The following is a 25,280-nucleotide window of genomic DNA, read 5'->3' as shown; positions in this document are numbered from 1 at the left end:
GGGCCTCCTCTCAACCGCGTGCCCGCTGGGTGACGGCGATGCACACGAGCACGGCCGCGGCCGTCAGCGGGGCGGCCGCCGTCAGGTGCTCGTTCAGCAGCAGCACCGACCACACCAGTGTGAGCAGCGGCTGGGCCAACTGCAACTGGCTGGCCTTGGGGATGCCGATGGCCGCCATGCCCCGGTACCAGACGATCAGCCCGAGGAACTGCGAACCCGCCGCCACCCACAGCAGGCCGGTCACGCTGTGCGCGGTCAGCCGGACGGGCTCGGCGGTCAGCGCGACCGCGGCGACGGGCAGGGTGAGCGGCAGGCAGAGGACCAGCGCCCAGCCGATCACCTGCCAGCCCGGCATCACCCGGGCCAGCCTGCCGCCCTCGGTGTAGCCGGCCGCGCACACCAGGAGCGCCCCGAAGAGGTACAGGTCGGCCGTGGCCAGCGCACCGCCGCTCTGCTGCACGGTGAACGCCAGCACCGCCGCCGCTCCCGCGAGGGCCGCCGCCCAGAAGGTGCGCGAGGGCCGGGAGCCGACCCGCAGGGCGGACAGCAGCGCCGTGGTCAGCGGGAGCAGGCCCACCACGACGGCCGCGTGCGCGGTGGTCGAGGTCTGCAGCGCGAGGGTGGTCAGCATCGGGAAGCCGAGCACCACACCGGCGCCGACCACGGCGAGCCCGGACCAGTGCTTCCGGGCCGGCGGCGGCACCCGCAGCGCGAGCAGACAGCCGCCGGCGATCAGCGCCGCGAGCACACTGCGCACGGCCACCAGGGACCAGGGCCCGAAGCCTTCGAGACCCCAGGCGGTGGCCGGGAAGGTGAGGGAGAAGGCGACCACGCCGAGGGCGGCCTGGAGGGTGCCGAAGCCGCGGCGGTCGCGGGGGGCGGTGACTGCTATCGGAGGCGCGGCGGTAGCGCTACTCTGTGCTCTCATGCATGAGCGTAGCAGCGTCGGTGAACTGGTGGAACAGCTGCGGAGGGAGCTGGACCGCTACTCTCCCGGCGGAAAGCTCCCTTCCAGTCGGGCTCTGGTGGAGCGGTTCCGGGTGAGTCCGGTGACCGTCTCCCGGGCGCTGGCGCGGCTCGCCGCCGAGGGCCTGGTGGTCACCCGGCCGGGTGCCGGCGCCTTCCGCGCCCGGCCCCGGGCGACGGCCGCGCCCGCCGGGGACACCTCCTGGCAGGAGGTCGCCCTCAGCGCCGACGGCGCCGCCGACCTCGTACCGCGCTCGGTGGACGCCTCCGGCGTGCTGGTCTCGCTGGCCGCGCCCCCGCCCGGCGTGATCGAGTTCAACGGCGGCTATCTGCACCCCTCCCTGCAACCGGAGCGGGCCATGGCGGCGGCGCTGTCCCGGGCCGGGCGCCGGCCGGGCGCCTGGGGACGACCGCCCGTGGAAGGGCTGCCGGAGCTGCGGGAGTGGTTCGCGCGCAGCATCGGCGGTCCGGTGACGGCGGCGGGCGTGCTGGTGGCCTCGGGCGGGCAGTCCGCGCTGACCACCGCCCTGCGCGCGCTCGCCCCGCCGGGCGCCCCCGTCCTCGTCGAGTCGCCCACCTATCCGGGCATGCTGGCCATCGCCCGCGCGGCGGGACTGCGCCCGGTGCCCGTCCCGGTGGACGCGGACGGCGTACGGCCCGCGCTGCTCGCGGACGCGTTCCGGGCGACCGGCGCCCGGGTCCTCGTCTGCCAGCCGCTGTTCCAGAACCCCACCGGCGCCGTGCTCGCCCCCGACCGGCGCGGCGAGGTGCTGCGCATCGCCCGCGAGGCCGGGGCCTTCGTGGTCGAGGACGACTTCGTACGGCGGCTGGTGCACGAGGACGCGGGCCCGCTGCCGCGTCCGCTCGCCGCCGACGACCCCGACGGCGTGGTGGTCCACGTCTGCTCGCTGACCAAGGCGACCTCGCCCAGCTTCCGGGTGGGCGCGCTCGCCGCGCACGGCCCGGTCCTCGAGCGGCTGCGGGCCATCCAGATCGTCGACACCTTCTTCGTGCCCCGGCCCCTCCAGGAAGCCACGCTGGAACTCGTCGGCTCGCCCGCCTGGCCGCGCCATCTGCGCGCGATCTCGGCCGCGCTGCGGGCCCGCAGGGACACGATGACCGCCGCGCTCCGCCTGCACCTGCCCGAACTCGTCCTGCCGCACGTCCCGTCCGGCGGCTACCACCTGTGGCCGCGGTTGCCCGCCGGCGCGGCGGAGTCCGCCCTGACCGCCGCCGCCCTGCGCGCGGGCGTCGCCGTCACTCCCGGTCGCCCCTACTTCAGCGCCGAACCCCCGGCCGGCCACCTCCGCCTGAGCTTCGCGGCGGTGGCCGGCGCCGGGGAGATCACCGAGGGGGTGCGGCGCCTGCGCGCGGCCTGCGACGAGGTGCTGGGGGCCGGGGGATAACGGTTCGACGCCGCCCCGCCCGACCTGCGAGCATCCGGCCATGACCGACACCCCGCGCCTGCCCGAGGGCTACGAGACCTCCACCGACCCCGCCCGGATCGACGCCGAACGCGTGCACCGGTGGCTGTCCACCGACGCCTACTGGGCGCTGGGCCGCTCCCGAGAGAAGCAGGACCGGGCGATCGAGGGGTCGCTCAACTTCGGCGTCTACGACACGCTCTCGGGGGAGCAGATGGCGTACGCCCGGGTCATCACCGACCGGGCGACCTTCGCCTGGCTGTGCGACGTGTACGTGGACCCGTCGGTGCGCGGCAAGGGCGTCGGCACGGCGCTGGTCGCGACCGTGCGGGAGGAGCTGCGGCCCTGCGGGCTGAAGCGGATCGTGCTGGCCACGCACGACGCGCACGGCGTCTACGCCGGGCTCGGGTTCCGGCCGCTGGAGCGGCCCGACCACTGGATGGCGCTCGTCGAAGGATGACGGCGCGTTCCGGAGCCCGCGTCCGGCACGTTCCGGCCGGCCGGCAGGAGCGGACGCACCGTGAGTGACGCCTCGGCGTCCCCCCTTGACCCGTGCACCGCGGCGGCTCACGATCGCCGCATGGCGCTTCGGGCCACGTTCGTCGCCGCCGCGGGAAGCTCCTCGGTGCTCGCCGAACGCTTCGAGGGCGACCGGCCGCTGGACCGGGCCGGCTGGAGCGAGGTGCAACGGGTCGCGCACGAGCTGCTGCCGCTCGCCGCGGCCGATCTGCGCTCCTGCTCCCCGGCCCCGCGCAGCCGCGCCACCGGGGAGGGTCCCGGCTACGCGCCGCTGGTACAACCCGCCCTGCGTGACTGCGACATGGACCGCTGGCGCGGGCTGCCCCCGGGGGAGGCGATGGCCCGGGAACCAGGGGCCGTGGACGCCTGGCTCGCCGGCCCGCGGTCCACCCCGTACGGCGGGGAGCCGCTGCCGGCCTTCATCGGCCGGGTCGGCGGTCGGCTCGACACCCGGCGGGTCGAGGACGGCTGCGGGGTCGTCGCCGTCGCCGGGCCGTCGGTGATCCGCGCGGCCCTGGTGTACGTGCCCAGGGCCCCGCCCGCCACGTACTGGAACATCGACGTCCGCTCGCTGTCGGCGATCGGCGTCGCCGGCCGGGCGGGCGGGCCGCTGAGCCTGCGCATCGAGGGGGCGTCCGCTCAGGCCGCGCGCGCGTAGCCGGTGGTGAGTTCCAGGTCCTTCGCGGGACCGCGCACCCGCCAGACCGTTCGCCAGTGGTCCGCGTCCCGGACGGTGAACTCGCCCCGGTAGAGGTCGGCCGAGCAGGGGTGGTCGGCGACGTACCGTCCCGTGGTCAGGTCCAGGTCGTGGAAGGGTCGCCCGTCCGCGAACCGTACGTCCGCCGTGCCGCCCGGCCCGGGCAGGAAGCGCAGGGTCCGCTCGGCGGGCCGGGTGACGCCCCGCCAGGTGAAGTCGCCGGACTCGTGCTGCAGCAGACCGCCGCCCTCCAGCGGGCCGAAAAGGACCACCCCCTCGAAGCGCCCCTCCTCGCCGCTCGCCAGGTCCCGCACGGTCCGCTTCGCCCACCAGCGGCCGCTCAGGTAGCCCAGCGCGTCGGGCACCGGCCAGAACTCGCCCATCCCGCCTCGTTCCCGTGTGGTGTCCGTCGTTGCGCGAACCATTGACGTGCTCCTGTCTCCTCCCTATCTTGCCGTTCGAAGTGCTGACCAATGGTCGATATGTCGAACACTCCTAGAGCCGTCCCACTCCTAGAGAGAGCCGCTGGGTATCCATGTCACGCACCGCACGCAGCCGCACCCGCCTCAGACTCGGTCTCACCGCCACCGCGCTCCTGACGGCCACCACCCTCGTCCCGGTCCCCGCGCACGCCGGGGACGCCCCGGACTACACGATCACCGTCGACCCGCAGGGCGAGGGTGCGGAGATCGCCGACACGATGTACGGCGTCTTCTTCGAGGACATCAACCGGGCCGCCGACGGCGGTCTGTACGCCGAGCTCGTACAGAACCGGTCCTTCGAGTACTCCACCGCCGACAACGCCTCCTACGCGCCCCTGACCTCCTGGACGGTGGGCGGTACGGCCGAGGTGGTGAACGACGACGGCCGGCTCAACGAGCGCAACCGCAACTACCTCGCCCTGGGTGCCGGTTCGTCGGTTACGAACTCCGGCTACAACACCGGCATCCGCGTGGAGGAGGGGGAGCGGTACGACTTCTCCGTGTGGGCCCGCACCCGGAGCGCCGGCACCCTCACCGTCACGCTGAAGGACGCCGTCGGTGAGCTCGCGAAGGCCCGCAGGGTGGCCGTCAAGGGCGACTGGGCCAAGTACACGGCCACGTTCACCGCGTCCCGCACCAGCAACCGCGGCCGCCTCACCGTCGCCTCCTCCGGCACCGCGGCCCTCGACATGGTGTCGCTGTTCCCGCGCGACACCTACAAGAACCAGCCCAACGGCCTGCGCAAGGACCTCGCCGAGAGGATCGCCGCCCTGGAGCCGGGCTTCGTCCGCTTCCCCGGCGGCTGCCTGGTCAACACCGGCTCCATGGAGGACTACAGCGAGGCCTCCGGCTGGCAGCGCAGGCGTTCCTACCAGTGGAAGGACACCGTCGGCCCGGTCGAGGAGCGCGCCACCAACGCCAACTTCTGGGGCTACAACCAGAGTTACGGCCTCGGTTACTACGAGTACTTCCGCTTCGCCGAGGACGTCGGCGCGATGCCGCTGCCCGTCGTCCCCGCGCTGGTCACCGGCTGCGGCCAGAACAGGGCCACCGAGGATCCCGCACTGCTGAAGCGGCACATCCAGGACACCCTGGACCTGATCGAGTTCGCCAACGGTCCGGCCACCTCCACCTGGGGCAGGGTCCGCGCCGGGATGGGCCACCCCGAGCCCTTCGGCCTCACCCACATCGGGGTCGGCAACGAGGAGAACCTGCCGCGCGAGTTCTTCGCCCGCTTCCAGCAGTTCCGGGCGGCCGTCGAGGCGAAGTACCCGGACATCACCGTCATCTCCAACTCGGGCCCCGACGACTCCGGTACGACCTTCGACACCGCCTGGCAGCTCAACCGCGAGGGCGACGTCGACATGGTCGACGAGCACTACTACAACAGCCCGCAGTGGTTCCTGCAGAACAACGACCGCTACGACTCCTACGACAGGAACGGTCCCAAGGTCTTCCTCGGCGAGTACGCCTCCCAGGACAACGCCTGGAAGAACGGCCTCGCCGAAGCCGCGTTCATGACCGGACTGGAGCGCAACGCCGACATCGTCGAACTGGCTTCGTACGCGCCGCTGCTCGCCAACGAGGACTACGTCCAGTGGCGTCCGGACATGATCTGGTTCAACAACCGCGCCTCCTGGGGCTCGGCCGGCTATGAGGTGCAGAAGCTGTTCATGACCAACGTCGGCGACCGTGTGGTCCCGTCGGAGGCGAGCACCACGCCGGACGTCAGCGGCCCCATCACGGGAGCCGTCGGCCTGTCGACGTGGGCGACGAGCGCGGCGTACGACGACGTGCGGGTGACCTCCGCCGACGGTACGTCCCTGCTGAGCGACGACTTCTCCGGTGACGCCTCGAAGTGGACCCACAGTGGTGGCGGCAGCTGGAGCGTCCAGGACGGCCAGTACCTGCAGACCGACGAAGCTGCCGAGAACACCCTGGTCACGGCCGGTGACCCGGCCTGGAAGGACTACGACCTGCACGTGAGGGCCACCAAGAAGGCCGGCAAGGAGGGCTTCCTCGTCGCCTTCGGCGTCAAGGACACCGGCAACTACTACTGGTGGAACCTCGGCGGCTGGAACAACACCCGGTCCGCCGTCGAGCAGGCCTCGGACGGCGGCAAGTCGACGCTGATCTCCAGGGCCGGATCGATCGAGACGGGCCGCTCCTACGACATCGACATCAAGGTACGGGGCCGCCAGGTGACCCTCTACCTCGACGGTCAGGAGTGGGGCGGCTTCACCGACGACAAGCCGGCCGAGCCGTTCCGCCAGGTGGTCACCGAGGACGCCCGCACCGGCGACCTGATCGTCAAGGTCGTCAACGCCCAGCCGTCCGAGGCCCGCACGGCGATCGACCTCGGCGGCGCGCGGGTCTCCTCCAGGGCCCGTGTGACCACCCTGGCCGCCGACGCGGACGCGGTCAACACGGAGACGGACACCCCGGTCGCCCCGGTGACCTCCACCCTCCGGGGCGTGTCCGACAAGTTCACGTACACCTTCCCGGCGAACTCCGTCACCTTCCTGCGGATCAGGCAGAGGTAGGGGCAAGAGCCGAGCGGGCCGCTGTCCGAGGGACAGCGGCCCGCGCCGTTCGTCACCCGCCGTTCGCCGTGTGCGGGCCGTCCCGGGCCGAGCGCGCAGGTCCCCGCGCCCACCCGCGAAGACCGTTAACCTTCCGGCCACCTACTCGATATTCCTTATTCCGAATTGCGCGACGCCTCGCCGTGAAAAGACCCGCCGGGCCATTCGGGGTTCACTTCCTCATTTTTCGGTACGACACAACCAACCGGAATCGCGGTACGTCTAAGGCAGCGAACAGACGGACGGGGCGCCAGTGCCCCGAATTTCCTCGGGAGCCTGCTGAAAATGGAAAGCTCGACCCTGCCTCCAGCCGTCTCCGCGGGCAGGGGCAGGTTCGTGACACCGGTTCCCGCTCCGGAACCGAAGGCCCGTGCCGCCCTGCTCGCGGCCGCCGTCACCGTCACGGTGCTCTGCGCCGCCGGCGCCGTCACCCGCAGCTACCCCTTCGGCCCGCACACCCGGAACGTCAACGACCTGGGCAACCAGTACGTGCCGTTCCACGCCCATCTGTGGGACCTGCTGCACGGCCGGGCCGACGGCGGTCCCCTCGTCAACTGGCAGTCCGGGTTGGGCGCGAGCTTCCTGCCCGATCTCGGCACCTACCTCAGCAGCCCCTTCGCCCTGCTCGTGGCGCTCTTCCCGCGCGACGGGATCGACCTCGCCGTGTACGTGGTCACCCTGCTGAAGGTGGCCTGCGCCGGCGCCGCGATGGCCTGGCTGCTGCTGCGGCTGCGCCCGGGCCGCTGGTGGGCGGCGGGTCTGCTGGGCGCGGCGTACGCCCTGTGCGGCTGGACCGTGGCGGACGCCTCGTACAACCCGATGTGGCTCGACGGGCTGCTCGCTCTGCCGCTGCTGTGCCTGGTCGGCGAATGGACGCTGACCGGACAGCGGCGACTGCTCGGGGTGCTCGTCGTCGCGCTCGCCTGGATCGCCAACTTCTACACCGCCTACATGGCCACCCTCGCCGCTGGTCTGGTCCTGCTGCTCCGGCTGTGGCTCTCCGGCCTGCCGCGTCGGCGGCGGCTCGCAGCGGCCGGCCGGGCGGCCGTCACCGTCGCCCTCGGAGTCGGCCTGGCCGCACCGCTGATCACGGTGATCTACTTCGGCACCGAGCACGCCTACCCGGGCCGGGTCCGGCAGTTCGCGCCGGTCCCGACGGAGGACCTGCTGGCCCGCCTGCTGCCGGCGACGTACAGCTTCGGCACACCGGCCGTCTACACGGGCCTCACGGCGCTGGTGCTCGCCCTCGCCCTGCCCTTCCACCGAGCCGCTCCCCGACGGGTGCGCACCGGGTGGACGCTGCTCGTGCTCGCGGTGGCGCTGTCGTTGCAGTGGGGCCCCACCCACCTGCTGTGGCACGCCTTCGCCACGCCGCAGGGCAGCCCGTACCGCCAGACCTTCGTGCTGTGCGCGCTGATCGTGATCGCCGCATGGCACACGCTCTCCTACGGCCCGCCCGGCGGACGAACGCTGGGCGCCGCGGGCACGCTGCTCGTGCTGGTCGTCGCCGTCGCGAGCCGGAGCGATCTGGTGCGCTCCTCCACCTGGCCGGTGCTGCTGCTCGCCGCCGTGGGCGCGCTGGGCGGGCTGGCCCTGCTCAGCCACGTGGCCGCGGGCCGCAAGGCCCTCGCCGCGGGCGAGCCGCCCGGCGACGGCCGGTGGCGTGCGGTGCCGGCGGGTCTCGCCGTGGCGCTGCTCCTCGGCGGGCAGCTCGGTGAGACCACCGCCACCGCCGCCGCGGCCGAGCACATGCGGCTGGACCGGCTCGACGACTACGCGCCCTGGGGAGCCCGGCAGCGGGCGCAGGCGGAGGTGATCGCCGCCGCCGACGGCTGGCCCCGCTACCGCACCGACCCCGGCCGTGAGCAGACCGTCGCCAACGACCCGCTGCTGGTCGGCGGCCAGGGCGCCCAGTACTACAGCAGCCTGACCTCCGACGTCCTCAGCCGCACCCTCGTCGCCCTCGGTGGCGGCTACACCTCCCGGGGCCGCAACCTCCAGAGCCTGGACAACGCCGTCACGGACGTGATCTTCTCCGTCGGCGCGCGCGTGCACTCTCCGCCGGACCCGCACCAGAACTGGTTCCCGCAGGACGGCAGAGGGGTGAGCGTGTCCAGGCGGGTCGTGCCGCCCCTGGTCACGGTCCGGCCGTCCGACGGCCCCGCTCACGGGCGCACGGACGTCTCCGCGTTCGGGCCGTCGCCGTACCGCAACCAGGAACTGCTGCTGGGCACCCCCGTCTACACCGTGCCCCGCCTCACCGTGCGCACCGCTTCCGGGAAGCAGCCGCAGCGCAGCACCGGTGTGCGGCCGGGCCTGAAGATCGGCGTCCCGTCCGCCGGGACCGCCGCGGGCAGGCCGACGATCACCGCCCGGTGCCCGGCCGGCAGCGAGGTGCACCTGTGGGTGCCGCACTTCTCGGGCACCGCCCGGCTGACCGGGGCCGACGGCCCGCCCGGACGGTTCCGGTCCGACCCCGGCACCAAGATCGCAGCCATGGAGCCGCTCGGCACCGTCCCGGCCTCCGGGCGCCTGCGGATCGAACTGCTTCCGAACCGCACCGGTGTCGTCCCGGACGGTGCGGTCGGCTGCCTGGACGGTGCCCGGCTGCGCACCGCCGTCGGCCGGCTCCGCTCCACCGGCGCCACGGAGGTGAGCGTCTCCGACGGCACCGTGCGGGCCGTACTGCCCGCCGGCAGCACCGGGACCGCGGTGCTCGCGGCTCCCCGGATCGCCGGGTGGCGCTGTGCCGCGGGCGACGCCCCCGCCGTACCCGCCAAGGAGTACTACGGCCTGATCGCCGTACCCCTCGACGGTTCCGCGACCAGTGTCACCTGCACCTTCCACCCGCCCGGTCTGCGGCTGGGCGGGGCCGTCGGGGGCGCCTCGCTCCTGGCGCTGATCCTGCTCGGCACCCTCACCGCCGTCCGCCGGCGGCGCACCACGGCACCGCCGACGACCACACCACCGCACGAGCGCCTGACCCGCGCCACCTGACGTCCAGGGGGAGAACCATGCTCATATCGATCGTCGCACCCTGCTACAACGAGGAAGACGTCCTCGAACGGTTTCACGACGAGGTCCAGAAGGTCGCCGACGAACTCCTGCCGCTCGGCCACGACATGGAGTTCGTGTACGTCGACGACGGCAGCCGCGACCGCACCCTCGCCGTCCTGAGGCAACTGGCCGACCGTGATCCGCGCGTGCGGTACGTCTCCTTCAGCCGCAACTTCGGCAAGGAGGCCGCCCTGCTCGCCGGCCTGCGCCACGCCAAGGGGGACTCCGTGATCGTCATGGACGCCGACCTCCAGCACCCGCCGGAACTGATCACCCGCATGGTCGACCTGCACGCGCAGGGCTACGACCAGGTCATCGCCCGGCGCACCAGGAGCGGCGACCGGGTCACCCGCACCCTCACCGCCCGCCTGTACTACCGGCTCGTCAACCGTCTCGTCGACGTCGAACTCGTGGACGGCGTCGGCGACTTCCGGCTGTTGTCCCGGCGCGTGACGGACGCGGTCCTGGACCTCACCGAGTACAACCGCTTCTCCAAGGGCCTGTTCGCCTGGGTCGGATTCCCCAGCACCACCTTCGAGTACGAGAACGCCGTACGCGAGCACGGCAGCAGCTCCTGGACGCTGCGCCGGCTGCTCAACTACGGCCTCGACGGCCTGCTCTCCTTCAACGACAGGCCCCTGCGCGCCGCCCTCCACCTGGGTATGGGCCTGTTGCTGTGCGCCGGGCTCTACACCGCGTGGATCGTGGGCGCCGCGCTCGTCAACGGGGTGCAGACCCCCGGTTACGTCACGATCATCACCGTCGTCACCGCCCTCGCCGGAGTGCAGATGATCATGCTCGGGGTGATCGGGGAGTACACCGGCCGGATCTACTACGAGGTCAAGCGGCGCCCGCACTTCCTGGTGCAGGCGTCCAACGCGGAACCTGCCGACGATCACGCACCGTGCGGCACGACGAAGGACCTCGTTCCCTGATGCGCAGGCAGACGCGGAGGCAGATCATCGTCTTCGCCGTGATCGGCGTCGTGAACACGGCCACCTATTACGTCCCCTACCTGTTGCTCCTGACCCGTTTCCCTTATCTCGTCGCCCATATCCTCGCGACCCTGCTCAGCATGACCGGATCCTTTTTCCTCAACGCCAAGTTCACCTACCGGACGCGGCCCACCTGGCGGAAGTTCCTGATTTTCCCGCTGACCAACGCCGCGAATTTCCTGGTCACGACCGTGGGCGTCTATGCGCTCGTCGACCTGCTGCACGTCGGCAGCCGCTTCGCCCCGCTGCTCGCCTCGCTGGCCGCGATCCCGGTGACCTTCGTGGTCTCCCGGTGGATCATGCTTCCGACGGCGGGGACCACGCCGACGAGGGCGGAGTCCGCATAGATTGCATAAACGTGCGGAGAAACGTATAGTCATGCCATCTAGAGGAGGGTGGACATGGCGGTACGTACGGCAGTGGCCGGGGCGAGCGGATACGCGGGCGGAGAGGTCCTGCGCCTGCTCCTGGCCCACCCCGAGGTCGAGATCGGTGCCCTGACCGGCAACTCCAACGCGGGTCAGCGGCTCGGCGCGCTCCAGCCCCACCTGCTGCCGCTGGCCGACCGCGCGCTCCAGGAGACCACCGCCGAGGTGCTCGCCGGGCACGACGTCGTGTTCCTGGCCCTGCCGCACGGCCAGTCCGCCGCCGTCGCAGAACAGCTCGGCGAGGAGGTGCTCGTGATCGACATGGGCGCCGACTTCCGGCTGAGGGACGCCGCCGACTGGGAGGCGTTCTACGGCTCCCCGCATGCCGGCGCCTGGCCCTACGGCCTGCCCGAACTTCCGGGTGCCCGCGCCGCGCTGGAGGGGTCCAAGCGCGTCGCGGTGCCCGGTTGCTACCCCACCGCGGTCTCCCTCGCTCTCTTCCCGGCGTACGCCGCCGGTCTCGCCGAGTCCGAGGCGGTGATCGTCGCCGCCTCCGGCACCTCCGGCGCGGGCAAGGCGCCCAAACCGCACCTGCTCGGCAGCGAGGTCATGGGATCCATGTCGCCGTACGGCGTGGGCGGCGGGCACCGGCACACCCCCGAGATGATCCAGAACCTCAGCGCGGTGGCCGGCGAGCGGGTCACCGTCTCCTTCACGCCGACCCTCGCGCCGATGCCGCGCGGCATCCTCGCCACCTGCACCGCGAAGGCGAAGCCCGGCGTCACCGCCGGGTCCGTGCGCGCCGCCTACGAGAAGGCCTTCGCCGACGAGCCCTTCGTCCACCTCCTGCCCGAGGGCCGGTGGCCCGCGACCGCGTCCGTCCACGGTTCCAACGCCGTTCAGGTCCAGGTCGCGTACGACACCGCCGCGGACCGGATCATCGCGATCAGCGCCATCGACAACCTGACCAAGGGCACCGCGGGCGGTGCCGTCCAGAGTATGAACCTCGCCCTGGGTCTCGACGAGACCACCGGACTGACGACGATCGGAGTTGCGCCGTGAGTGTGACGGCAGCACAGGGATTCACGGCGGCGGGCATCGCCGCCGGGATCAAGGAGAACGGCAACCCCGACCTGGCCCTCGTGGTCAACAACGGCCCCCGCCGGGCCGCAGCCGGCGTCTTCACCTCCAACCGCGTCAAGGCGGCGCCCGTGCTCTGGTCCGAGCAGGTGCTGAAGAGCGGGAAGCTGTCCGCCGTCGTCCTCAACTCCGGTGGAGCCAACGCCTGTACGGGGCCGAAGGGTTTCCAGGACACCCACGCGACCGCCGAGAAGGCCGCCGAGGTGCTGGGGACGGGAGCGGGCGAGGTCGCCGTCTGCTCGACGGGACTCATCGGCGTACTGCTGCCCATGGACAAGCTGCTCCCGGGCGTGGAGACGGCCGCCGGCCGGCTGTCCGAGCACGGCGGTGAGAAGGCCGCCATCGCCATCAAGACCACCGACACCGTCCACAAGACCTCCGTCGTGACGAGGGGCGGCTGGACCGTCGGCGGCATGGCCAAGGGCGCCGGCATGCTCGCCCCCGGCCTCGCCACCATGCTCGTCGTCCTCACCACCGACGCCGACCTCGCCTCCGACGTGCTCGACAGGGCGCTGCGGGGCGCCACCCGGGTCACCTTCGACCGGGTCGACTCCGACGGCTGCATGTCCACCAACGACACCGTGCTGCTGCTCGCCTCCGGCGCCTCCGGGATCACTCCCGGGTACGAGGAGTTCGCCGAGGCCGTACGGTCCGTCTGCGACGACCTGGGGCAGCAGCTCATCCGCGACGCCGAGGGCGCCAGCAAGGACATCAAGGTGGAGGTCGTGGGCGCCGCGACCGAGGACGACGCCGTCGAGGTGGGCCGCTCCATCGCCCGCAACAACCTCCTCAAGTGCGCCATCCACGGCGAGGACCCCAACTGGGGCCGTGTCCTCTCCGCCATCGGCACCACGAAGGCCGCCTTCGAGCCCGACCGGCTCAACGTCGCCATCAACGGCGTGTGGGTCTGCAAGAACGGCGGCGTCGGCGAGGACCGCGAACTGGTCGACATGCGCTACCGGGAGGTCCACGTCGTCGCCGACCTCGCGGCCGGCGACGCCACCGCCACCATCTGGACCAACGACCTCACCGCCGACTACGTCCACGAGAACAGCGCCTACTCGTCATGAGCAGCACGCGTAAGCACACCGCGCTCCCCAAGGCCCAGATCCTCGTCGAGGCGTTGCCCTGGCTGGCCCGGCACCACGGCAGGACGGTCGTCGTCAAGTTCGGCGGCAACGCCATGGTGGACGAGGACCTCAAGGCCGCCTTCGCCCAGGACATCGTCTTCCTGCGGTACGCCGGCCTCAAGCCCGTCGTCGTGCACGGCGGCGGCCCGCAGATCAGCCGCGCGCTCGACCGGCACGGCATCGTCAGCGAGTTCAAGGCCGGCCTGCGCGTCACCACCGAGGACGCCATGGACGTCGTGCGCATGGTGCTCGCCGGACAGGTGCAGCGGGAGCTGGTCGGGCTGCTCAACCGGCACGGCCCGTTCGCCGTCGGCCTCACCGGCGAGGACGCGCACACCCTCACCGCCACCAAGCACCTGCCCGAGATCGACGGCGAGTCGGTCGACATCGGGCGGGTGGGCGAGATCACCGAGATCGACACGGGCGCGATCGAGGCCCTGCTCGCCGACGGCCGCATCCCAGTCGTCTCGTCGATCGCCCGGAGCCAGGACGACCACCATGTCTACAACGTCAATGCTGATACGGCGGCTGCGGCACTCGCTGCTGCACTGGGTGCCGAGACACTCATGGTCCTCACGGACGTCGAGGGACTCTACGAGGACTGGCCGAACTCCGACGAGGTGATCAGCCGGCTCACCGCGTCCCAGCTCGAGAAACTCCTGCCGGAGCTGTCCTCCGGCATGGTGCCGAAGATGGAGGGCTGTCTGCACGCCGTGCGCAACGGTGTGACCACCGCCCGGGTCATCGACGGCCGGGTCCAGCACTCGATCCTGCTGGAGATCTTCACGGACGAGGGTATCGGCACGATGGTCGTGCCCGACGAACAGGGGGAGTCGTGAGCAACGCGGAACTGACCGCGCGGTGGCAGGGCGCGCTGATGAACAACTACGGCACTCCGCGACTGCCGTTGGTGCGCGGTGCGGGCGCGCGGGTGTGGGACGCCGACGGCAAGGAGTACGCCGACTTCGTGGGCGGCATCGCCGTCAACGCGCTCGGCCACGCACACCCGGCGGTCGTCGAGGCCGTGAGCCGGCAGATCGCCTCCCTCGGCCACGTCTCCAACCTGTTCGTCGCACAGCCGCCCGTCGCGCTCGCCGAACGGCTCGTGCAGCTCTTCGGCCGCGAGGGCAAGGTCTACTTCTGCAACTCGGGGGCGGAGGCGAACGAGGCCGCGTTCAAGATCGGCCGGCTGACCGGACGACGGCACACGGTCGCCACCGACGGCGGCTTCCACGGCCGCACCATGGGCGCGCTCGCCCTCACCGGCCAGCCCGCCAAGCGCGAGCCGTTCCTGCCGCTGCCCGGTGACGTCACGCACGTCCCGTACGGCGACGCCCAGGCGCTGGCCGCGGCGGTCACCGAGGACACCGCGCTGGTGGTCATCGAGCCGATCCAGGGCGAGAACGGGGTCGTGGTGCCTCCGTCCGGCTATCTCAAGGCGGCCCGTGCGATCACGGCGGCCACGGGGGCGCTGCTCGTGCTGGACGAGGTGCAGACCGGTGTCGGCCGCACCGGCAACTGGTTCGAGTACCAGGCGCACGAGGGCGTCCTGCCGGACGTCGTCACGCTGGCGAAGGGGCTCGGCGGCGGGCTGCCGCTCGGCGCCACCGTCGCCTTCGGGCGCGCGGCCGACCTGTTGCGGCCCGGCCACCACGGCACGACCTTCGGTGGCAACCCGGTCGCCTGCGCCGCCGGACTCGCCGTTCTCGACACCATCGAGAACGAGGGACTGCTGGAGAACGTCAAGCGGCAGGGCGAAAAACTCCGCGACGGAATCGAGGGGTCCGGCCACGCCTTGATCGACCGTGTCCGGGGCGCGGGCCTCCTCCTGGGTATCGTGCTCACCGAGCCGCTCGCACCCCAGGTGCAACAGGCGGCTCAGGACGCCGGGTTCCTCGTGAACGCGCCCGCCCCCGATGTCGTACGGCTGATGCCGCCGCTGAACCTCGGGGACGACGTGGTGGACACCTTCCTCGGGGCGCTGCCCGGCATCCTGGACCAGGCCGGCACGGCGGGCGGGGAAGGACGATCCGGAGAATGAGACGACGATGAGCCAGGAGCAGGACGACCAGGGCCAGCACGCCGGGCCTGCCGTGCCGCAGACGCGCACCGCACGCCACCGCCGGATCGTGGACATCCTCAACCGGCAGCCGGTGCGGTCGCAGAGCCAGCTGGCGAAGCTGCTCGCCGACGACGGGCTGAGCGTCACCCAGGCGACGCTCTCCCGCGACCTGGACGAGCTGAACGCGGTGAAGATCCGCAACACCGACGGCGACCTGATCTACGCGGTGCCGAGCGAGGGGGGTTTCCGCACCCCCCGGGCGCCGCTGGGCGGGTCCGCGAAGGAGGAGCGGATGCGGCGGCTCTCCCAGGAGCTGCTGATCTCCGCGGAGGCCTCCGCGAACCTCGTCGTCCTGCGCACTCCGCCGGGCGCCGCGCAGTTCCTCGCCTCGGCGATCGACCAGGCGGAACTGCACGACATCCTCGGCACGATCGCCGGCGACGACACGCTGCTGCTGATCAGCAGGGAGCCGACGGGGGGCCAGGCCCTGGCCGACCACTTGCTGCGCCTGGCCCAGAACGGGCACTGAAGGGACGGGGCGGCGGATTCGCCGGCCGCGGACCGTCCGTGGCCGGTCGCGCGGTTCCCCGCGTCCCTGAGGGAACCGATCTCGAACGACTCGTGATGGACACGACGCGCGGGGACTCCGGCGCCGCGCAGAGCCTCGTACACCGACTGCGAGAACCCGGGCGGACCGCACATGAACACGTCGTGGCGGCCGATGTCCGGGATCTTCCGTAGCAGGGTCTCCGCCGAGATGCCGGGGCGTTCCCCGTCCGGGCCCGTTCACCGCGTACATCAGCCGGGCGCCCCGCTCGTCGGCGATCTCGGCCGGCTCGCCCCACAGCGCCAGGTCCTGCGTGCTGTCGGCCCGGTACAGCAGCGTGATGTCGCCCGAGGCGCCGGGCGGCGTCTCGAACAGCGCCCGCATCGGGGTGGTCCCCCCGCCCGCCACCAGCAGCACCTCGCCGCGGTCAGACGGTGGAGGGGGGCAGTGGCAACGGCAGCCCGGGCAGTCCGTCCAGGCTGGTCGCGATGTGCTCCTTCTTCGTGAAGTACGCGTCGAGCGAGGCGTCGTCCTCCCGCGCGAACCGCTTCCCGTGCAGGTCCCGGTCGCTCTCGTACGCCATGAAGGGCACGGCGTATCCGCAGGTGTCCCGGATCAGTTCGGCCGTCACGAGGATGACGGCGCGCAGTCCGTGGGCGGAGGGGTCGATGTCGGGGAAACGGGTGAGCAGCTCCCCGAAGCGGGGGTCGTCCCGGAAGACGGGCTCGCCGCGGCCGTGCACGCGCACGATGTTCGGCGGCCCCTGGAAGGCGCACCACATCAGGGTGATCCGGCCGTTCTCGCGCAGATGGGCGATGGTCTCGGCGTTGGAGCCGGCGAAGTCGAGGTAGGCGACGGTGAGCTCGTCGAGGACCGCGAAGGACCCCCTGAGCCCCTTGGGCGAGAGGTTGACCGTGCCGTCGGCGGACAGCGGGGCGGTGGCGGTGAAGAAGACCGGCTGTTCCTCGATGAAGGTGCGGAGGCGGCCGTCTATGCGCTCATGGATCTTTCCCATGGCCACCGATTATGGGGCCAGATCTTTCGCCTGTCTAAGGAATTGCCCGGCGGTCGGACACCGGGAGAGACCGTGGCCGCCCCGGCCGGCGCTTGTACGGGGCGGCCACGGCGCCTGTCACCTCACGGGATGGGTGTGCGGGCGGCCGGGGAGTCCGGCCCGCAGGGGCGTTCGGCGGTGCGGCCGATGGCGGTGGCGATGCGGTCGACGGCGGCGTCGCGCTCGTCCTCGAGGGGGCCGAGGACGGCGTTCCGGACGAAGCCGGGTCCGCCCCCTGTCCGGCGGTGCCGGCCGGGCGCTCGTCGGCCTCGGTGATCTGCTTGTCGAGGCCGACGAGGTCGCGTCCGGCCTCGGCCTGCGCGGGGGCGGGAGGCTCGGGGGCCACCTCGGGGCAGGGGATCGGGCCCGGTCCCGTCGGCGTGCGGGCGGTCGCGTCGCCGCCGTCCCCGGACGACCTGCCGGCGAGGGCGGGGCCGGTGATCGCCGCGCCGGCCGACGCCACCGCGGCGCCGCCGCCGACGAAGCCGACGCGGCGCTTGTCGTCCTTCGAAGGGCCCTGGGCATGTGGATGCCTCACTCGGGCCGGGGTGTCACGGGTGTCGTCCGTCGTGATGTCTCGATCGGTCCGACACGACGCCTGCGTCCGGTGACGAGTGCGCGAGAACGGTTCCCGGTGTCCAACCCGGCCGCGGTTTCGCCGCCGGATTGACGATTCATGCGGACTGCTGCATACTCATGCATATCAGCGAATGCACTGTGAGGAGAAACCCGTGACCGAGCGCGTCGTACTCGCCTACTCAGGCGGTCTGGACACCTCCGTCGCCATCGGCTGGATCGCCGAGGAGACGGGCGCCGAGGTCATCGCCGTTGCGGTCGACGTCGGCCAGGGTGGCGAGGACCTGGACGTGATCCGCAAGCGCGCCCTCGCCTGCGGTGCCGTCGAGGCCGAGGTCGCGGACGCCAAGGACGAGTTCGCCGAGGAGTACTGCCTTCCGGCGATCAAGGCCAACGCCCTCTACATGGACCGCTACCCGCTGGTCTCCGCGCTGTCCCGGCCGACGATCGTCAAGCACCTCGTCGCCGCCGCGCAGAAGCACGGCGCCACCACCGTCGCCCACGGCTGCACCGGCAAGGGCAACGACCAGGTCCGCTTCGAGGCCGGCATCGTCGCCCTCGCCCCCGACCTGAAGTGCATCGCCCCGGTCCGCGACTACGCCATGACCCGCGACAAGGCCATCGCCTTCTGCGAGGCCAAGGGTCTGCCGATCGCGACCACCAAGAAGTCCCCGTACTCCATCGACCAGAACGTCTTCGGGCGCGCCGTCGAGACCGGCTTCCTCGAGGACATCTGGAACGCGCCGATCGAGGACGTCTACGAGTACACGCAGAACCCGGCCGTGGCGCGCGAGCCCGACGAGGTCGTCATCACCTTCAAGGAGGGTGTGCCGGTCGCCCTCGACGGCAAGCCCGTCACCGTGCTCCAGGCCATCCAGCAGCTCAACGAGCGCGCCGGTGCCCAGGGCATCGGCCGGATCGACATGGTCGAGGACCGCCTCGTCGGCATCAAGTCCCGCGAGGTCTACGAGGCCCCCGGCGCGATCGCCCTGATCACCGCCCATCAGGAGCTGGAGAACGTCACCGTCGAGCGCGAACTCGCCCGCTACAAGCGGCAGGTCGAGCAGCGCTGGGGCGAACTCGTCTACGACGGCCAGTGGTTCTCCCCGCTGAAGCGCGCCCTGGACGGCTTCATCGCCGAGGCCAACCAGCACGTCAACGGCGACATCCGGATGACCCTGCACGGCGGCCGCGCCGTCGTCACCGGTCGGCGCTCGGAGTCGTCGCTGTACGACTTCAACCTCGCCACCTACGACACGGGCGACACCTTCGACCAGGCGGCGGCCAAGGGCTTCATCGACATCTACAGCCTGTCGTCGAAGATCGCCGCCAAGCGCGACCTGGCGTGACCGGCCGACGGCCCTCCCACGCACTGGCCTGACAGCCGCCTCCTCACTCGACCGTGGGGAGGCGGCGGCACATCCGGAACCCTCGAGGAGCACCCAAGTGAGCAGCAACAACGGTGACGTCCGGCTCTGGGGCGGCCGTTTCGCCGACGGTCCCGCCGAGGCCCTGGCGAAGCTGTCCGCGTCCGTCCACTTCGACTGGCGGCTCGCGCCCTACGACATCGCCGGATCGCGTGCCCACGCCCGCGTGCTGCACGCGGCGGGGCTGCTCACCGAGGACGAGCTGACCCGGATGATCGCGGGCCTCGACCGGCTGGAGGCGGACGTCGCCGGCGGCTCCTTCACGGGCACCATCGCCGACGAGGACGTGCACACCGCCCTGGAGCGCGGCCTGCTGGAGCGCCTCGGCCCCGACCTCGGCGGCAAGCTGCGCGCCGGCCGGTCCCGCAACGACCAGGTGGCGACCCTCTTCCGCATGTACCTGCGGGACCACGCCCGCACCATCGGCGGTCTGATCGCCGACCTCCAGGACGCGCTGACCGGCCTCGCCGAGGCCCACCCGGACGTGGCCATGCCCGGCCGCACCCACCTCCAGCACGCCCAGCCGGTGCTCTTCGCCCACCACGTCCTCGCCCACGTCCAGGCGCTGTCCCGGGACGCCGAGCGGCTGCGCCAGTGGGACGAGCGCACGGCCGTGTCCCCGTACGGCTCGGGCGCGCTCGCCGGTTCCTCCCTGGGCCTGGACCCGGAGGCCGTCGCCGAGGACCTCGGCTTCGAGCACGGCAGCGCGGCCAACTCCATCGACGGCACCGCCTCCCGGGACTTCGTCGCCGAGTTCGCCTTCATCACCGCGATGATCGGCGTGAACGTCTCCCGGATCGCCGAGGAGATCATCATCTGGAACACGAAGGAGTTCTCCTTCGTGACCCTGCACGACGCCTTCTCCACCGGCTCCTCGATCATGCCGCAGAAGAAGAACCCGGACATCGCCGAGCTGGCGCGCGGCAAGTCCGGCCGGCTGATCGGCAACCTGACCGGCCTGATGGCCACCCTCAAGGCGTTGCCCCTCGCGTACAACCGCGACCTCCAGGAGGACAAGGAACCGGTCTTCGACTCCATCGACCAGCTGGAGGTCCTGCTCCCGGCCTTCACCGGCATGATGGCCACCCTCACCGTGCACCGCGAGCGCATGGAGGAGCTGGCGCCGGCCGGCTTCTCCCTCGCCACCGACATCGCCGAGTGGCTGGTCAAGCAGGGCGTCCCGTTCCGCGTCGCCCACGAGGTGGCCGGCGAGTGCGTCAAGGTCGCCGAGTCCGAGGGCAAGGAGCTGGACGAACTGACCGACGAACAGTTCGCCGGGATCTCCGCCCACCTCACCCCGCAGGTGCGGTCGGTCCTGAACGTCCCGGGCGCCCTCGCCTCCCGCAGCGGCCGGGGCGGCACGGCCCCGAGCGCGGTCGCGGTCCAGCTGGCGGAAGTGAAGGCGAACGTGGCGGCCCAGCACGCCTGGGCGAACGCGAGGCGGCAGAACTGAGCCGGCCCCCGCGGGGGCGGTTCCCGGGGGCGCGGGAAGCTGCGCGAACAACCGCGAACCACTCGCGCCGGCCGATGCGCGGCAGGTCCCGGGTTCTTCGGTGCACGCTTCCCCGGGCGGAGCGAAAGGGCACCGCGGGTTACGTTGGTCGGAACGCCGAAACCGGACCCGACCGACGGAGCCCGCGATGCCCTTCGCCCGACTGGCGACAGCGACGACCCCCACCTGCCACCTCGGCCTCGGCCTCGCCGCCGTCGGCCGCCCCGGCTACATCAACCTCGGCCGGGACGACGACCTCGGAGAGGACCGCAGCGTCGAGACGCTGCGCACCCGCACGCACGAGCTCCTCGACGCCGCCTACGCCCAGGGCGTCCGCTACTTCGACGCCGCCCGCTCCTACGGCCGCTCCGAGGAGTTCCTCGCCGACTGGCTGAAGGCCCGTCCCGACGTCGACGACGTCGTCATCGGCAGCAAGTGGGGCTACGCCTACACCGCCGACTGGTCCACCGACGCCGAGCGGCACGAGGTCAAGGACCACTCCCTCACGGCGTACGAGCGTCAGCGCGTCGAGACCGAGGCGCTGCTCGGGGACCGGCTCGACCTCTACCAGATCCACTCGGTGACCCCCGAGAGCCCCGCCCTCACCGACAAGGAGCTGCACGCCCGGCTCGCGGAGGCGGCGGGCGAGGGCCTCACCGTCGGCTTCTCCACCAGCGGCCCCGCCCAGGCCGACGCCATCCGCGCCGCCCTCGCTGTCACGGTCGACGGTGAGCCCCTCTTCCGTACCGTCCAGTCGACGTACAACGTCCTGGAGACCTCCGCCGGGCCCGCGCTCGCCGAGGCCCGTGACACCGGGCTCACCGTGATCGTCAAGGAGGGCATGGCCAACGGCCGGCTCGCCGCCGCGAACGCCCCGGAGGCGCTGCGGACCGTCGCCGAGGAGACCGGCCTCGGCTGCGACGCCGTCGCCCTCGCGGCGGTCCTGCGGCAGCCGTGGGCCGGCGTGGTCCTCTCCGGCGCGGCCACCACCGCCCAACTCGTCTCCAACCTGCACGCCGCCGCCGTCGATCTCACCGACGACCAGCTGTCCCGCCTCGCCACCCTGGCCGAGGAGCCGGGAACCTACTGGGAACGGCGCGGACAGCTGCCCTGGCACTGAGCGGCGGCTTCTCCTCACGCGGCGGCCATGAGACACGTACGCCTCGGATGGGACATCTGTGTCTCATGTGGGGTGCTGTCGTCTCATGGCTGTCGATCGTGACCATGTGCTGCGCAGCGCCGCCGCCCTGCCGACCCGCGGATCCACCGCGACCATGGACGAGGTGGCCAAGGCCGCGGGGGGTCAGCCGTGCCACGCTGCACCGTCAGTTCGCCGGGCGGGACGCGCCGGTCCGGGCGCTGGAGGCGCTCGGGGTCGCCGAGTGCGGGGCCGCCCCGACCGCGGCCCGGCCCGACGAGGGACCGGCCGCCGACGCCGTGCGCCGCCTGGTCGCCGGGATCGAGCCGCCGCCCTGTCCCTGGCCGGGACGATCGGCGTCGTGTACGCGGTGAGGGAGACCGCGAGCCGCGGCTTCACCCGGTCCGCCCTGGCCGCCGGGCTGCTGGGCTGCTGGGCGCGGGCGCCCTGTACGGCTTCGTACGCCGTCGGCTCACCCTGCCCGTCCCGCTGCTGGGCATGCGGCTCTTCCGTCACCGCGGGTTCAGCGGGGCCGTGCTCGCCGATCCGCTGACCGTCCTCGGCCTGTCCGGGCTGGTCTTCCTCCTCTCGCAGCACCTGCAACTCGTGCAGGGCAGCCGCCCGTTCGAGGCGGGACTGGCCGAACTCCCCGCCGCGACCGGCGCGGTGGCGGCCGGACTGGTCGCCGACCGGGCCGCCCGGCGCCACTCGGTGCGCTCGGTCGTCGCCGGGGACCGGCGGCCGTCGGCCTCGCCCTGGCCGCGCTGACGGTGATCGGACAGTCCACCGGCCACCCCCGCTCGGGGCGGCGCTGCTGATGGTCGGCCTGGGTGCCGGTCTCTCCCGCACGGTGACCGCCGACGTGATCCTCTCCAGTGTGCCCGAGGAACAGGCGGGCGCGGCCTCCGCCGTCTCCGAGACGGCGTACGAGCTCGGCGCGGCCCTCGGCATCGCCGTACCCGGCTCCGTCGTGACCGGCGTCCACCGCGGTTTCACGGGCCCGGCGGGCACCCCGGCCGAGGCGCACGAGTCACTGGGCGGCGCGGTGGAAGCGGCGTCCGCACTGCCCGCCCACACCGCCGAGCCCATGCTGGAAGCGGCCCGCCAGGCCTTCGTCGACTGCCTCACCCTGGCGGCGGGCGCAAGAGCGGCGGTCCTGCCGGCAGCGGCGGCATCATGGTTCATGTCCCGGGACCAACGGCTGGACGACGGCGCCTCGGGGGAGTGAGCGGCAGGGGGCCGACTCGAGGGGTGCGGGGCTGTTGCCCTGTGCGGCTCCGCCGCGTGGGCGCGACCAGCCACCCACCCGCACCCGCGGTACGACCGCAACCCCGTCCAGGCCGGCGCCCGGCGCTTACGCCGCCTTCGCCTTGCTGGCGTACATGTCGACGTACTCCTGCCCGGACAGCCGCATCACCTCGGTCATCACCGAGTCGGTGACCGCACGCAGCACGTACCGGTCACGGTCCATGCCGTCGTACCGGGAGAACTCCATCGCCTCACCGAAACGGACCGTCACCTTGCCCGGCCGGGGCAGACCCGCGCCGCCCGGCTGGAGCTTGTCCGTACCGATCATGGCGAACGGCACGACGGGCGCGCCGGTCATCAGGGTGAGCCGGGCGATGCCGGTGCGGCCCCGGTACAGCCGGCCGTCGGGGGAGCGGGTGCCCTCCGGGTAGATGCCGAAGATCCTGCCCTCCTCCAGCACCCGGCGTCCGGTCATCAGCGCCGCCACCCCGCCCCGGCCGCCGTCGCGGTCGACCGGGACCATGCCGACGCCGGTGAAGAACCACGCCATCAGCCGGCCCTTGAGGCCCTTGCCGGTGACGTACTCGTCCTTGCCGATGAAGACGACCTGACGGTCGCAGACGAGCGGCAGGATCATCGAGTCGATGAACGTCAGGTGGTTGCCGGCCAGGATGACGGGACCGTCGCCCGGGATGTTCTCCGCGCCCTCCACCTGTGGGCGGAACATCAGGCGCATGATCGGACCGAGCACTGCCTTGATGAGCGCGAAGCGGGACAACGGGCCCTCCGGTGGGGAACGGACGTCGGTTCATGCCGTACGAGTCTGTGCAGGTGAGGACATTACTCGCGGGCCGGGGGGTTGCGCACACCGGGCCGGGCGGAGTTCACCGAGGTCTTACCCACTCTTGACCAGGGTTCACCTGGGGTGGCCCGCCCGCGGCCGGCGCGCGACACGGCGGTCGCGCTGTGACGGATGTCGCCCGGACCCGCACACCGCACGCGTGCCCCACTCCGTCCGGCCCAACCGGACGAGCCGTCACATCCCCGCCGGAATACGACAGGTGTACGCCATCCGCATGAGGAGGGCGTGTCACGCAACATCATCCGTGTGTTCGGCCCGGGGCTTCCCGTGCGTCATCCACGCGCACCTACGATCGCCCCGCACCGGACGAGCAGACAGCAGGAGGGTCCTCATGGGAACGCGGGAGTCGAACGAGCAGGCGGGCGGAACCGGACGGCGGGCCCTCCTCGGCGCGGCGGTGCTCGGCGCCTCCGGATCGGTTCTGGCGCTGGGCGGTACCGCGAGAGCCGCCGACGCCCGGCACGGCGGCGGCCGGGGGCTGAAGAGCCTGCCCGTCCCGACGATCATCGGCCACCGCGGGGCCAGCGGTCACCGGCCCGAGCACACCCTCGGCGCCTACCAGCTCGCCCTCGACATGGGCGCGGACATCGTCGAGGCCGGCGACCTCGTGCCCACCAAGGACGGTCACCTCGTCTGCCGGCACGAGCCGGAGATCGGCGGCACCACGGACGTCGCCGACCACCCCGAGTTCGCCGGACGGCGGACCACCAAGACACTGGACGGCGCCTCCGTCACCGGCTGGTTCACCGAGGACTTCACCCTCGCCGAGCTGAAGCGGCTGCGCGCCGTCGAGCGCATCCCCGCCAACCGCCCGCACAACACCCTCTACGACGGCCGCTGGGAGATCCCCACCTTCGAGGAGGTGCTGCGCTGGCAGGAGGAGCAGACCCGCAAGCGCGGCAAGCAGGTCTGGATCTACCCCGAGCTCAAGCACCCCACCTACTTCCGCACGCTGGGACTGGGCCTGGAGGAGCGGGTCGCCAAGTTGCTGCGCCGGCACGGCAAGGACGGCAAGAACGCGCCGGTCATCCTCCAGTCCTTCGAGCCGACCAGCATCGAGCGCCTGAACAAGCTGGTCGACAACCCTCTCGTCGTCCTCCTCTCCGGCGCCACCACCCGCCCCTGGGACTTCGTCGAGACGGGTGACCCGCGCACCGTCGCCGACCTCGTCACCCGCAGGGGCCTGCGCGAGATCGCCGGCTACGCCCAGGGCATCGGCCCCACCCTCGACCTGGTCATCCCGCGCGACGCGGCCGGCCGGCTCACCGAGCCGACGACCCTGGTGCGCGACGCGCACCGGGCGGGCCTGATCCTGCACCCCTACACCTTGCGCAACGAGAACCCCTTCCTGCCCGCCGACTTCCGCAAGGGCGCCGACCCCGACGCCTACGGCGACGTCTTCGGCGCCTACCGGGCGTACTTCGCCACCGGCATCGACGGTGTCTTCACCGACCACCCGGACACCGGACTGCTGGCCCGCGAGGACTTCGTCAACGACTGATCCGATCCGCCCC

Annotated in this window: 20 protein-coding genes and 3 pseudogenes; 18 read left to right on the top strand and 5 right to left on the bottom strand. The window is 72.2% G+C overall.

Annotation, left to right across the window (positions count from 1 at the left end; genetic code table 11):
• Positions 1-10: 10 nt before the first annotated feature.
• Complete coding sequence (locus tag KYY02_RS09650) at positions 11-928, bottom strand: DMT family transporter (RefSeq protein ID WP_371237271.1); 918 nt, start codon at positions 926-928, stop codon at positions 11-13.
• Here KYY02_RS09650 and KYY02_RS09645 point away from each other — a divergent pair.
• The 3 genes from KYY02_RS09645 (at position 927) to KYY02_RS09635 (ending at position 3,567) form a co-directional block, all read left to right on the top strand.
• The gene (locus tag KYY02_RS09645) at positions 927-2,372 is read left to right on the top strand and encodes an aminotransferase-like domain-containing protein (protein WP_371237269.1); all 1,446 of its coding nucleotides are present in this window, start codon (positions 927-929) and stop codon (positions 2,370-2,372) included. The two genes, KYY02_RS09650 and KYY02_RS09645, sit on opposite strands and share 2 nt — an antisense overlap.
• Positions 2,373-2,412: 40 nt before the next feature.
• Positions 2,413-2,850 (top strand): GNAT family N-acetyltransferase, encoded by a 438-nt coding sequence (locus KYY02_RS09640; RefSeq protein ID WP_371237268.1) that lies wholly within the window; start codon positions 2,413-2,415, stop codon positions 2,848-2,850.
• Positions 2,851-2,970: 120 nt separating this feature from the next.
• Positions 2,971-3,567 (top strand): histidine phosphatase family protein, encoded by a 597-nt coding sequence (locus KYY02_RS09635; RefSeq protein ID WP_371237267.1) that lies wholly within the window; start codon positions 2,971-2,973, stop codon positions 3,565-3,567.
• On the opposite strand, the gene KYY02_RS09630 is transcribed toward KYY02_RS09635, so the two are convergent.
• On the bottom strand, positions 3,549-3,989 hold the full coding sequence (locus KYY02_RS09630) for a DUF6314 family protein (protein ID WP_371237419.1): 441 nt from the start codon (positions 3,987-3,989) through the stop codon (positions 3,549-3,551). The genes KYY02_RS09635 and KYY02_RS09630 overlap by 19 nt on opposite strands.
• Before the next feature lie 152 nt (positions 3,990-4,141).
• Here KYY02_RS09630 and KYY02_RS09625 point away from each other — a divergent pair, with 152 nt between their 5' ends.
• The 9 genes from KYY02_RS09625 to KYY02_RS09585 all read left to right on the top strand — a co-directional run bounded on the left by KYY02_RS09625 (position 4,142) and on the right by KYY02_RS09585 (position 15,951).
• Positions 4,142-6,631: an alpha-L-arabinofuranosidase family protein gene (locus KYY02_RS09625; protein WP_371237265.1), complete on the top strand. Its 2,490-nt coding sequence runs from the start codon at positions 4,142-4,144 to the stop codon at positions 6,629-6,631.
• A gap of 324 nt (positions 6,632-6,955) precedes the next feature.
• Positions 6,956-9,667 carry a YfhO family protein gene (locus KYY02_RS09620; protein ID WP_371237263.1) on the top strand — a complete coding sequence of 904 codons (2,712 nt, stop codon included), beginning with the start codon at positions 6,956-6,958 and terminating at the stop codon, positions 9,665-9,667.
• 17 nt (positions 9,668-9,684) lie between these two features.
• A complete protein-coding gene (locus KYY02_RS09615) occupies positions 9,685-10,662 on the top strand; it encodes a glycosyltransferase family 2 protein (protein ID WP_371237262.1) in 978 nt (325 codons plus the stop codon).
• Positions 10,662-11,069, top strand: a complete 408-nt coding sequence (locus tag KYY02_RS09610; protein ID WP_371237261.1) for a GtrA family protein — start codon at positions 10,662-10,664, stop codon at positions 11,067-11,069. The genes KYY02_RS09615 and KYY02_RS09610 overlap by 1 nt, the downstream gene beginning before the upstream one ends.
• 54 nt (positions 11,070-11,123) lie before the next feature.
• Positions 11,124-12,152 carry an N-acetyl-gamma-glutamyl-phosphate reductase gene (gene argC / locus KYY02_RS09605; RefSeq protein WP_371237259.1) on the top strand — a complete coding sequence of 343 codons (1,029 nt, stop codon included), beginning with the start codon at positions 11,124-11,126 and terminating at the stop codon, positions 12,150-12,152.
• On the top strand, positions 12,149-13,300 hold the full coding sequence (gene argJ, locus KYY02_RS09600) for a bifunctional glutamate N-acetyltransferase/amino-acid acetyltransferase ArgJ (protein WP_371237257.1): 1,152 nt from the start codon (positions 12,149-12,151) through the stop codon (positions 13,298-13,300). The genes argC and argJ overlap by 4 nt, the downstream gene beginning before the upstream one ends.
• A complete protein-coding gene (gene argB, locus KYY02_RS09595; RefSeq protein ID WP_371237255.1) occupies positions 13,297-14,199 on the top strand; it encodes an acetylglutamate kinase in 903 nt (300 codons plus the stop codon). The genes argJ and argB overlap by 4 nt, the downstream gene beginning before the upstream one ends.
• A complete protein-coding gene (locus KYY02_RS09590; protein ID WP_371237253.1) occupies positions 14,196-15,401 on the top strand; it encodes an acetylornithine transaminase in 1,206 nt (401 codons plus the stop codon). Before argB ends, KYY02_RS09590 begins: the two co-directional genes overlap by 4 nt.
• A gap of 7 nt (positions 15,402-15,408) precedes the next feature.
• The gene (locus KYY02_RS09585; protein WP_371237251.1) at positions 15,409-15,951 is read left to right on the top strand and encodes an arginine repressor; all 543 of its coding nucleotides are present in this window, start codon (positions 15,409-15,411) and stop codon (positions 15,949-15,951) included.
• A gap of 77 nt (positions 15,952-16,028) precedes the next feature.
• On the opposite strand, the pseudogene KYY02_RS09580 reads toward KYY02_RS09585, so the two are convergent.
• A pseudogene (locus tag KYY02_RS09580) lies at positions 16,029-16,395 on the bottom strand (ferredoxin reductase domain-containing protein); the annotation flags it as partial.
• Between the two features lies 1 nt (position 16,396).
• Positions 16,397-16,984, bottom strand: coding sequence for a pyridoxamine 5'-phosphate oxidase family protein (locus tag KYY02_RS09575; RefSeq protein WP_371237250.1), 588 nt, complete (start codon positions 16,982-16,984; stop codon positions 16,397-16,399).
• Between the two features lie 770 nt (positions 16,985-17,754).
• Between KYY02_RS09575 and KYY02_RS09570 the strand changes: the two genes are divergently transcribed.
• The 5 genes and pseudogenes from KYY02_RS09570 to KYY02_RS09550 all read left to right on the top strand — a co-directional run.
• Entirely contained in the window at positions 17,755-18,948 is a 1,194-nt protein-coding gene (locus KYY02_RS09570; protein WP_371237249.1) for an argininosuccinate synthase, read from the top strand.
• A 97-nt stretch (positions 18,949-19,045) separates the two neighbouring features.
• Entirely contained in the window at positions 19,046-20,479 is a 1,434-nt protein-coding gene (argH, locus tag KYY02_RS09565; RefSeq protein ID WP_371237248.1) for an argininosuccinate lyase, read from the top strand.
• Positions 20,480-20,666: 187 nt separating this feature from the next.
• Positions 20,667-21,638 carry an aldo/keto reductase gene (locus KYY02_RS09560; RefSeq protein ID WP_371237247.1) on the top strand — a complete coding sequence of 324 codons (972 nt, stop codon included), beginning with the start codon at positions 20,667-20,669 and terminating at the stop codon, positions 21,636-21,638.
• An 85-nt stretch (positions 21,639-21,723) separates the two neighbouring features.
• A pseudogene (locus KYY02_RS09555) lies at positions 21,724-21,985 on the top strand (TetR family transcriptional regulator); the annotation flags it as partial.
• Positions 21,982-22,884: pseudogene (locus KYY02_RS09550) on the top strand (MFS transporter); the annotation flags it as partial. The pseudogenes KYY02_RS09555 and KYY02_RS09550, both read left to right, overlap by 4 nt.
• Positions 22,885-23,010: 126 nt before the next feature.
• On the opposite strand, the gene KYY02_RS09545 reads toward KYY02_RS09550, so the two are convergent.
• Positions 23,011-23,682 (bottom strand): lysophospholipid acyltransferase family protein, encoded by a 672-nt coding sequence (locus KYY02_RS09545; protein WP_371237245.1) that lies wholly within the window; start codon positions 23,680-23,682, stop codon positions 23,011-23,013.
• A 415-nt stretch (positions 23,683-24,097) separates the two neighbouring features.
• Between KYY02_RS09545 and KYY02_RS09540 the strand changes: the two genes are divergently transcribed.
• Positions 24,098-25,267 (top strand): glycerophosphodiester phosphodiesterase, encoded by a 1,170-nt coding sequence (locus tag KYY02_RS09540; protein ID WP_371237244.1) that lies wholly within the window; start codon positions 24,098-24,100, stop codon positions 25,265-25,267.
• The last annotated feature ends 13 nt before the right edge of the window (positions 25,268-25,280 follow it).

The sequence above is a fragment of the Streptomyces pimonensis genome, from assembly GCF_041380215.1.
Classification (GTDB): domain Bacteria; phylum Actinomycetota; class Actinomycetes; order Streptomycetales; family Streptomycetaceae; genus Streptomyces; species Streptomyces pimonensis.
The sequence above is the reverse complement of the archived record's forward strand: the minus strand, read 5'-3'. Positions and strand labels throughout refer to the sequence as shown.

Coding starts and splice junctions, on each gene's coding strand:
- KYY02_RS09610 (WP_371237261.1), top strand. CDS start 10,662: ATGCGCAGGCAGACGCGGAGGCAGATCATCGTCTTCGCCGTGATCGGC.
- KYY02_RS09625 (WP_371237265.1), top strand. CDS start 4,142: ATGTCACGCACCGCACGCAGCCGCACCCGCCTCAGACTCGGTCTCACC.
- argC (WP_371237259.1), top strand. CDS start 11,124: ATGGCGGTACGTACGGCAGTGGCCGGGGCGAGCGGATACGCGGGCGGA.
- KYY02_RS09615 (WP_371237262.1), top strand. CDS start 9,685: ATGCTCATATCGATCGTCGCACCCTGCTACAACGAGGAAGACGTCCTC.
- KYY02_RS09620 (WP_371237263.1), top strand. CDS start 6,956: ATGGAAAGCTCGACCCTGCCTCCAGCCGTCTCCGCGGGCAGGGGCAGG.
- KYY02_RS09585 (WP_371237251.1), top strand. CDS start 15,409: ATGAGCCAGGAGCAGGACGACCAGGGCCAGCACGCCGGGCCTGCCGTG.
- KYY02_RS09650 (WP_371237271.1), bottom strand. CDS start 928: ATGAGAGCACAGAGTAGCGCTACCGCCGCGCCTCCGATAGCAGTCACC.
- KYY02_RS09630 (WP_371237419.1), bottom strand. CDS start 3,989: ATGGGCGAGTTCTGGCCGGTGCCCGACGCGCTGGGCTACCTGAGCGGC.
- argB (WP_371237255.1), top strand. CDS start 13,297: ATGAGCAGCACGCGTAAGCACACCGCGCTCCCCAAGGCCCAGATCCTC.
- KYY02_RS09645 (WP_371237269.1), top strand. CDS start 927: ATGCATGAGCGTAGCAGCGTCGGTGAACTGGTGGAACAGCTGCGGAGG.
- KYY02_RS09635 (WP_371237267.1), top strand. CDS start 2,971: ATGGCGCTTCGGGCCACGTTCGTCGCCGCCGCGGGAAGCTCCTCGGTG.
- KYY02_RS09560 (WP_371237247.1), top strand. CDS start 20,667: ATGCCCTTCGCCCGACTGGCGACAGCGACGACCCCCACCTGCCACCTC.
- KYY02_RS09575 (WP_371237250.1), bottom strand. CDS start 16,984: ATGGGAAAGATCCATGAGCGCATAGACGGCCGCCTCCGCACCTTCATC.
- KYY02_RS09640 (WP_371237268.1), top strand. CDS start 2,413: ATGACCGACACCCCGCGCCTGCCCGAGGGCTACGAGACCTCCACCGAC.
- KYY02_RS09540 (WP_371237244.1), top strand. CDS start 24,098: ATGGGAACGCGGGAGTCGAACGAGCAGGCGGGCGGAACCGGACGGCGG.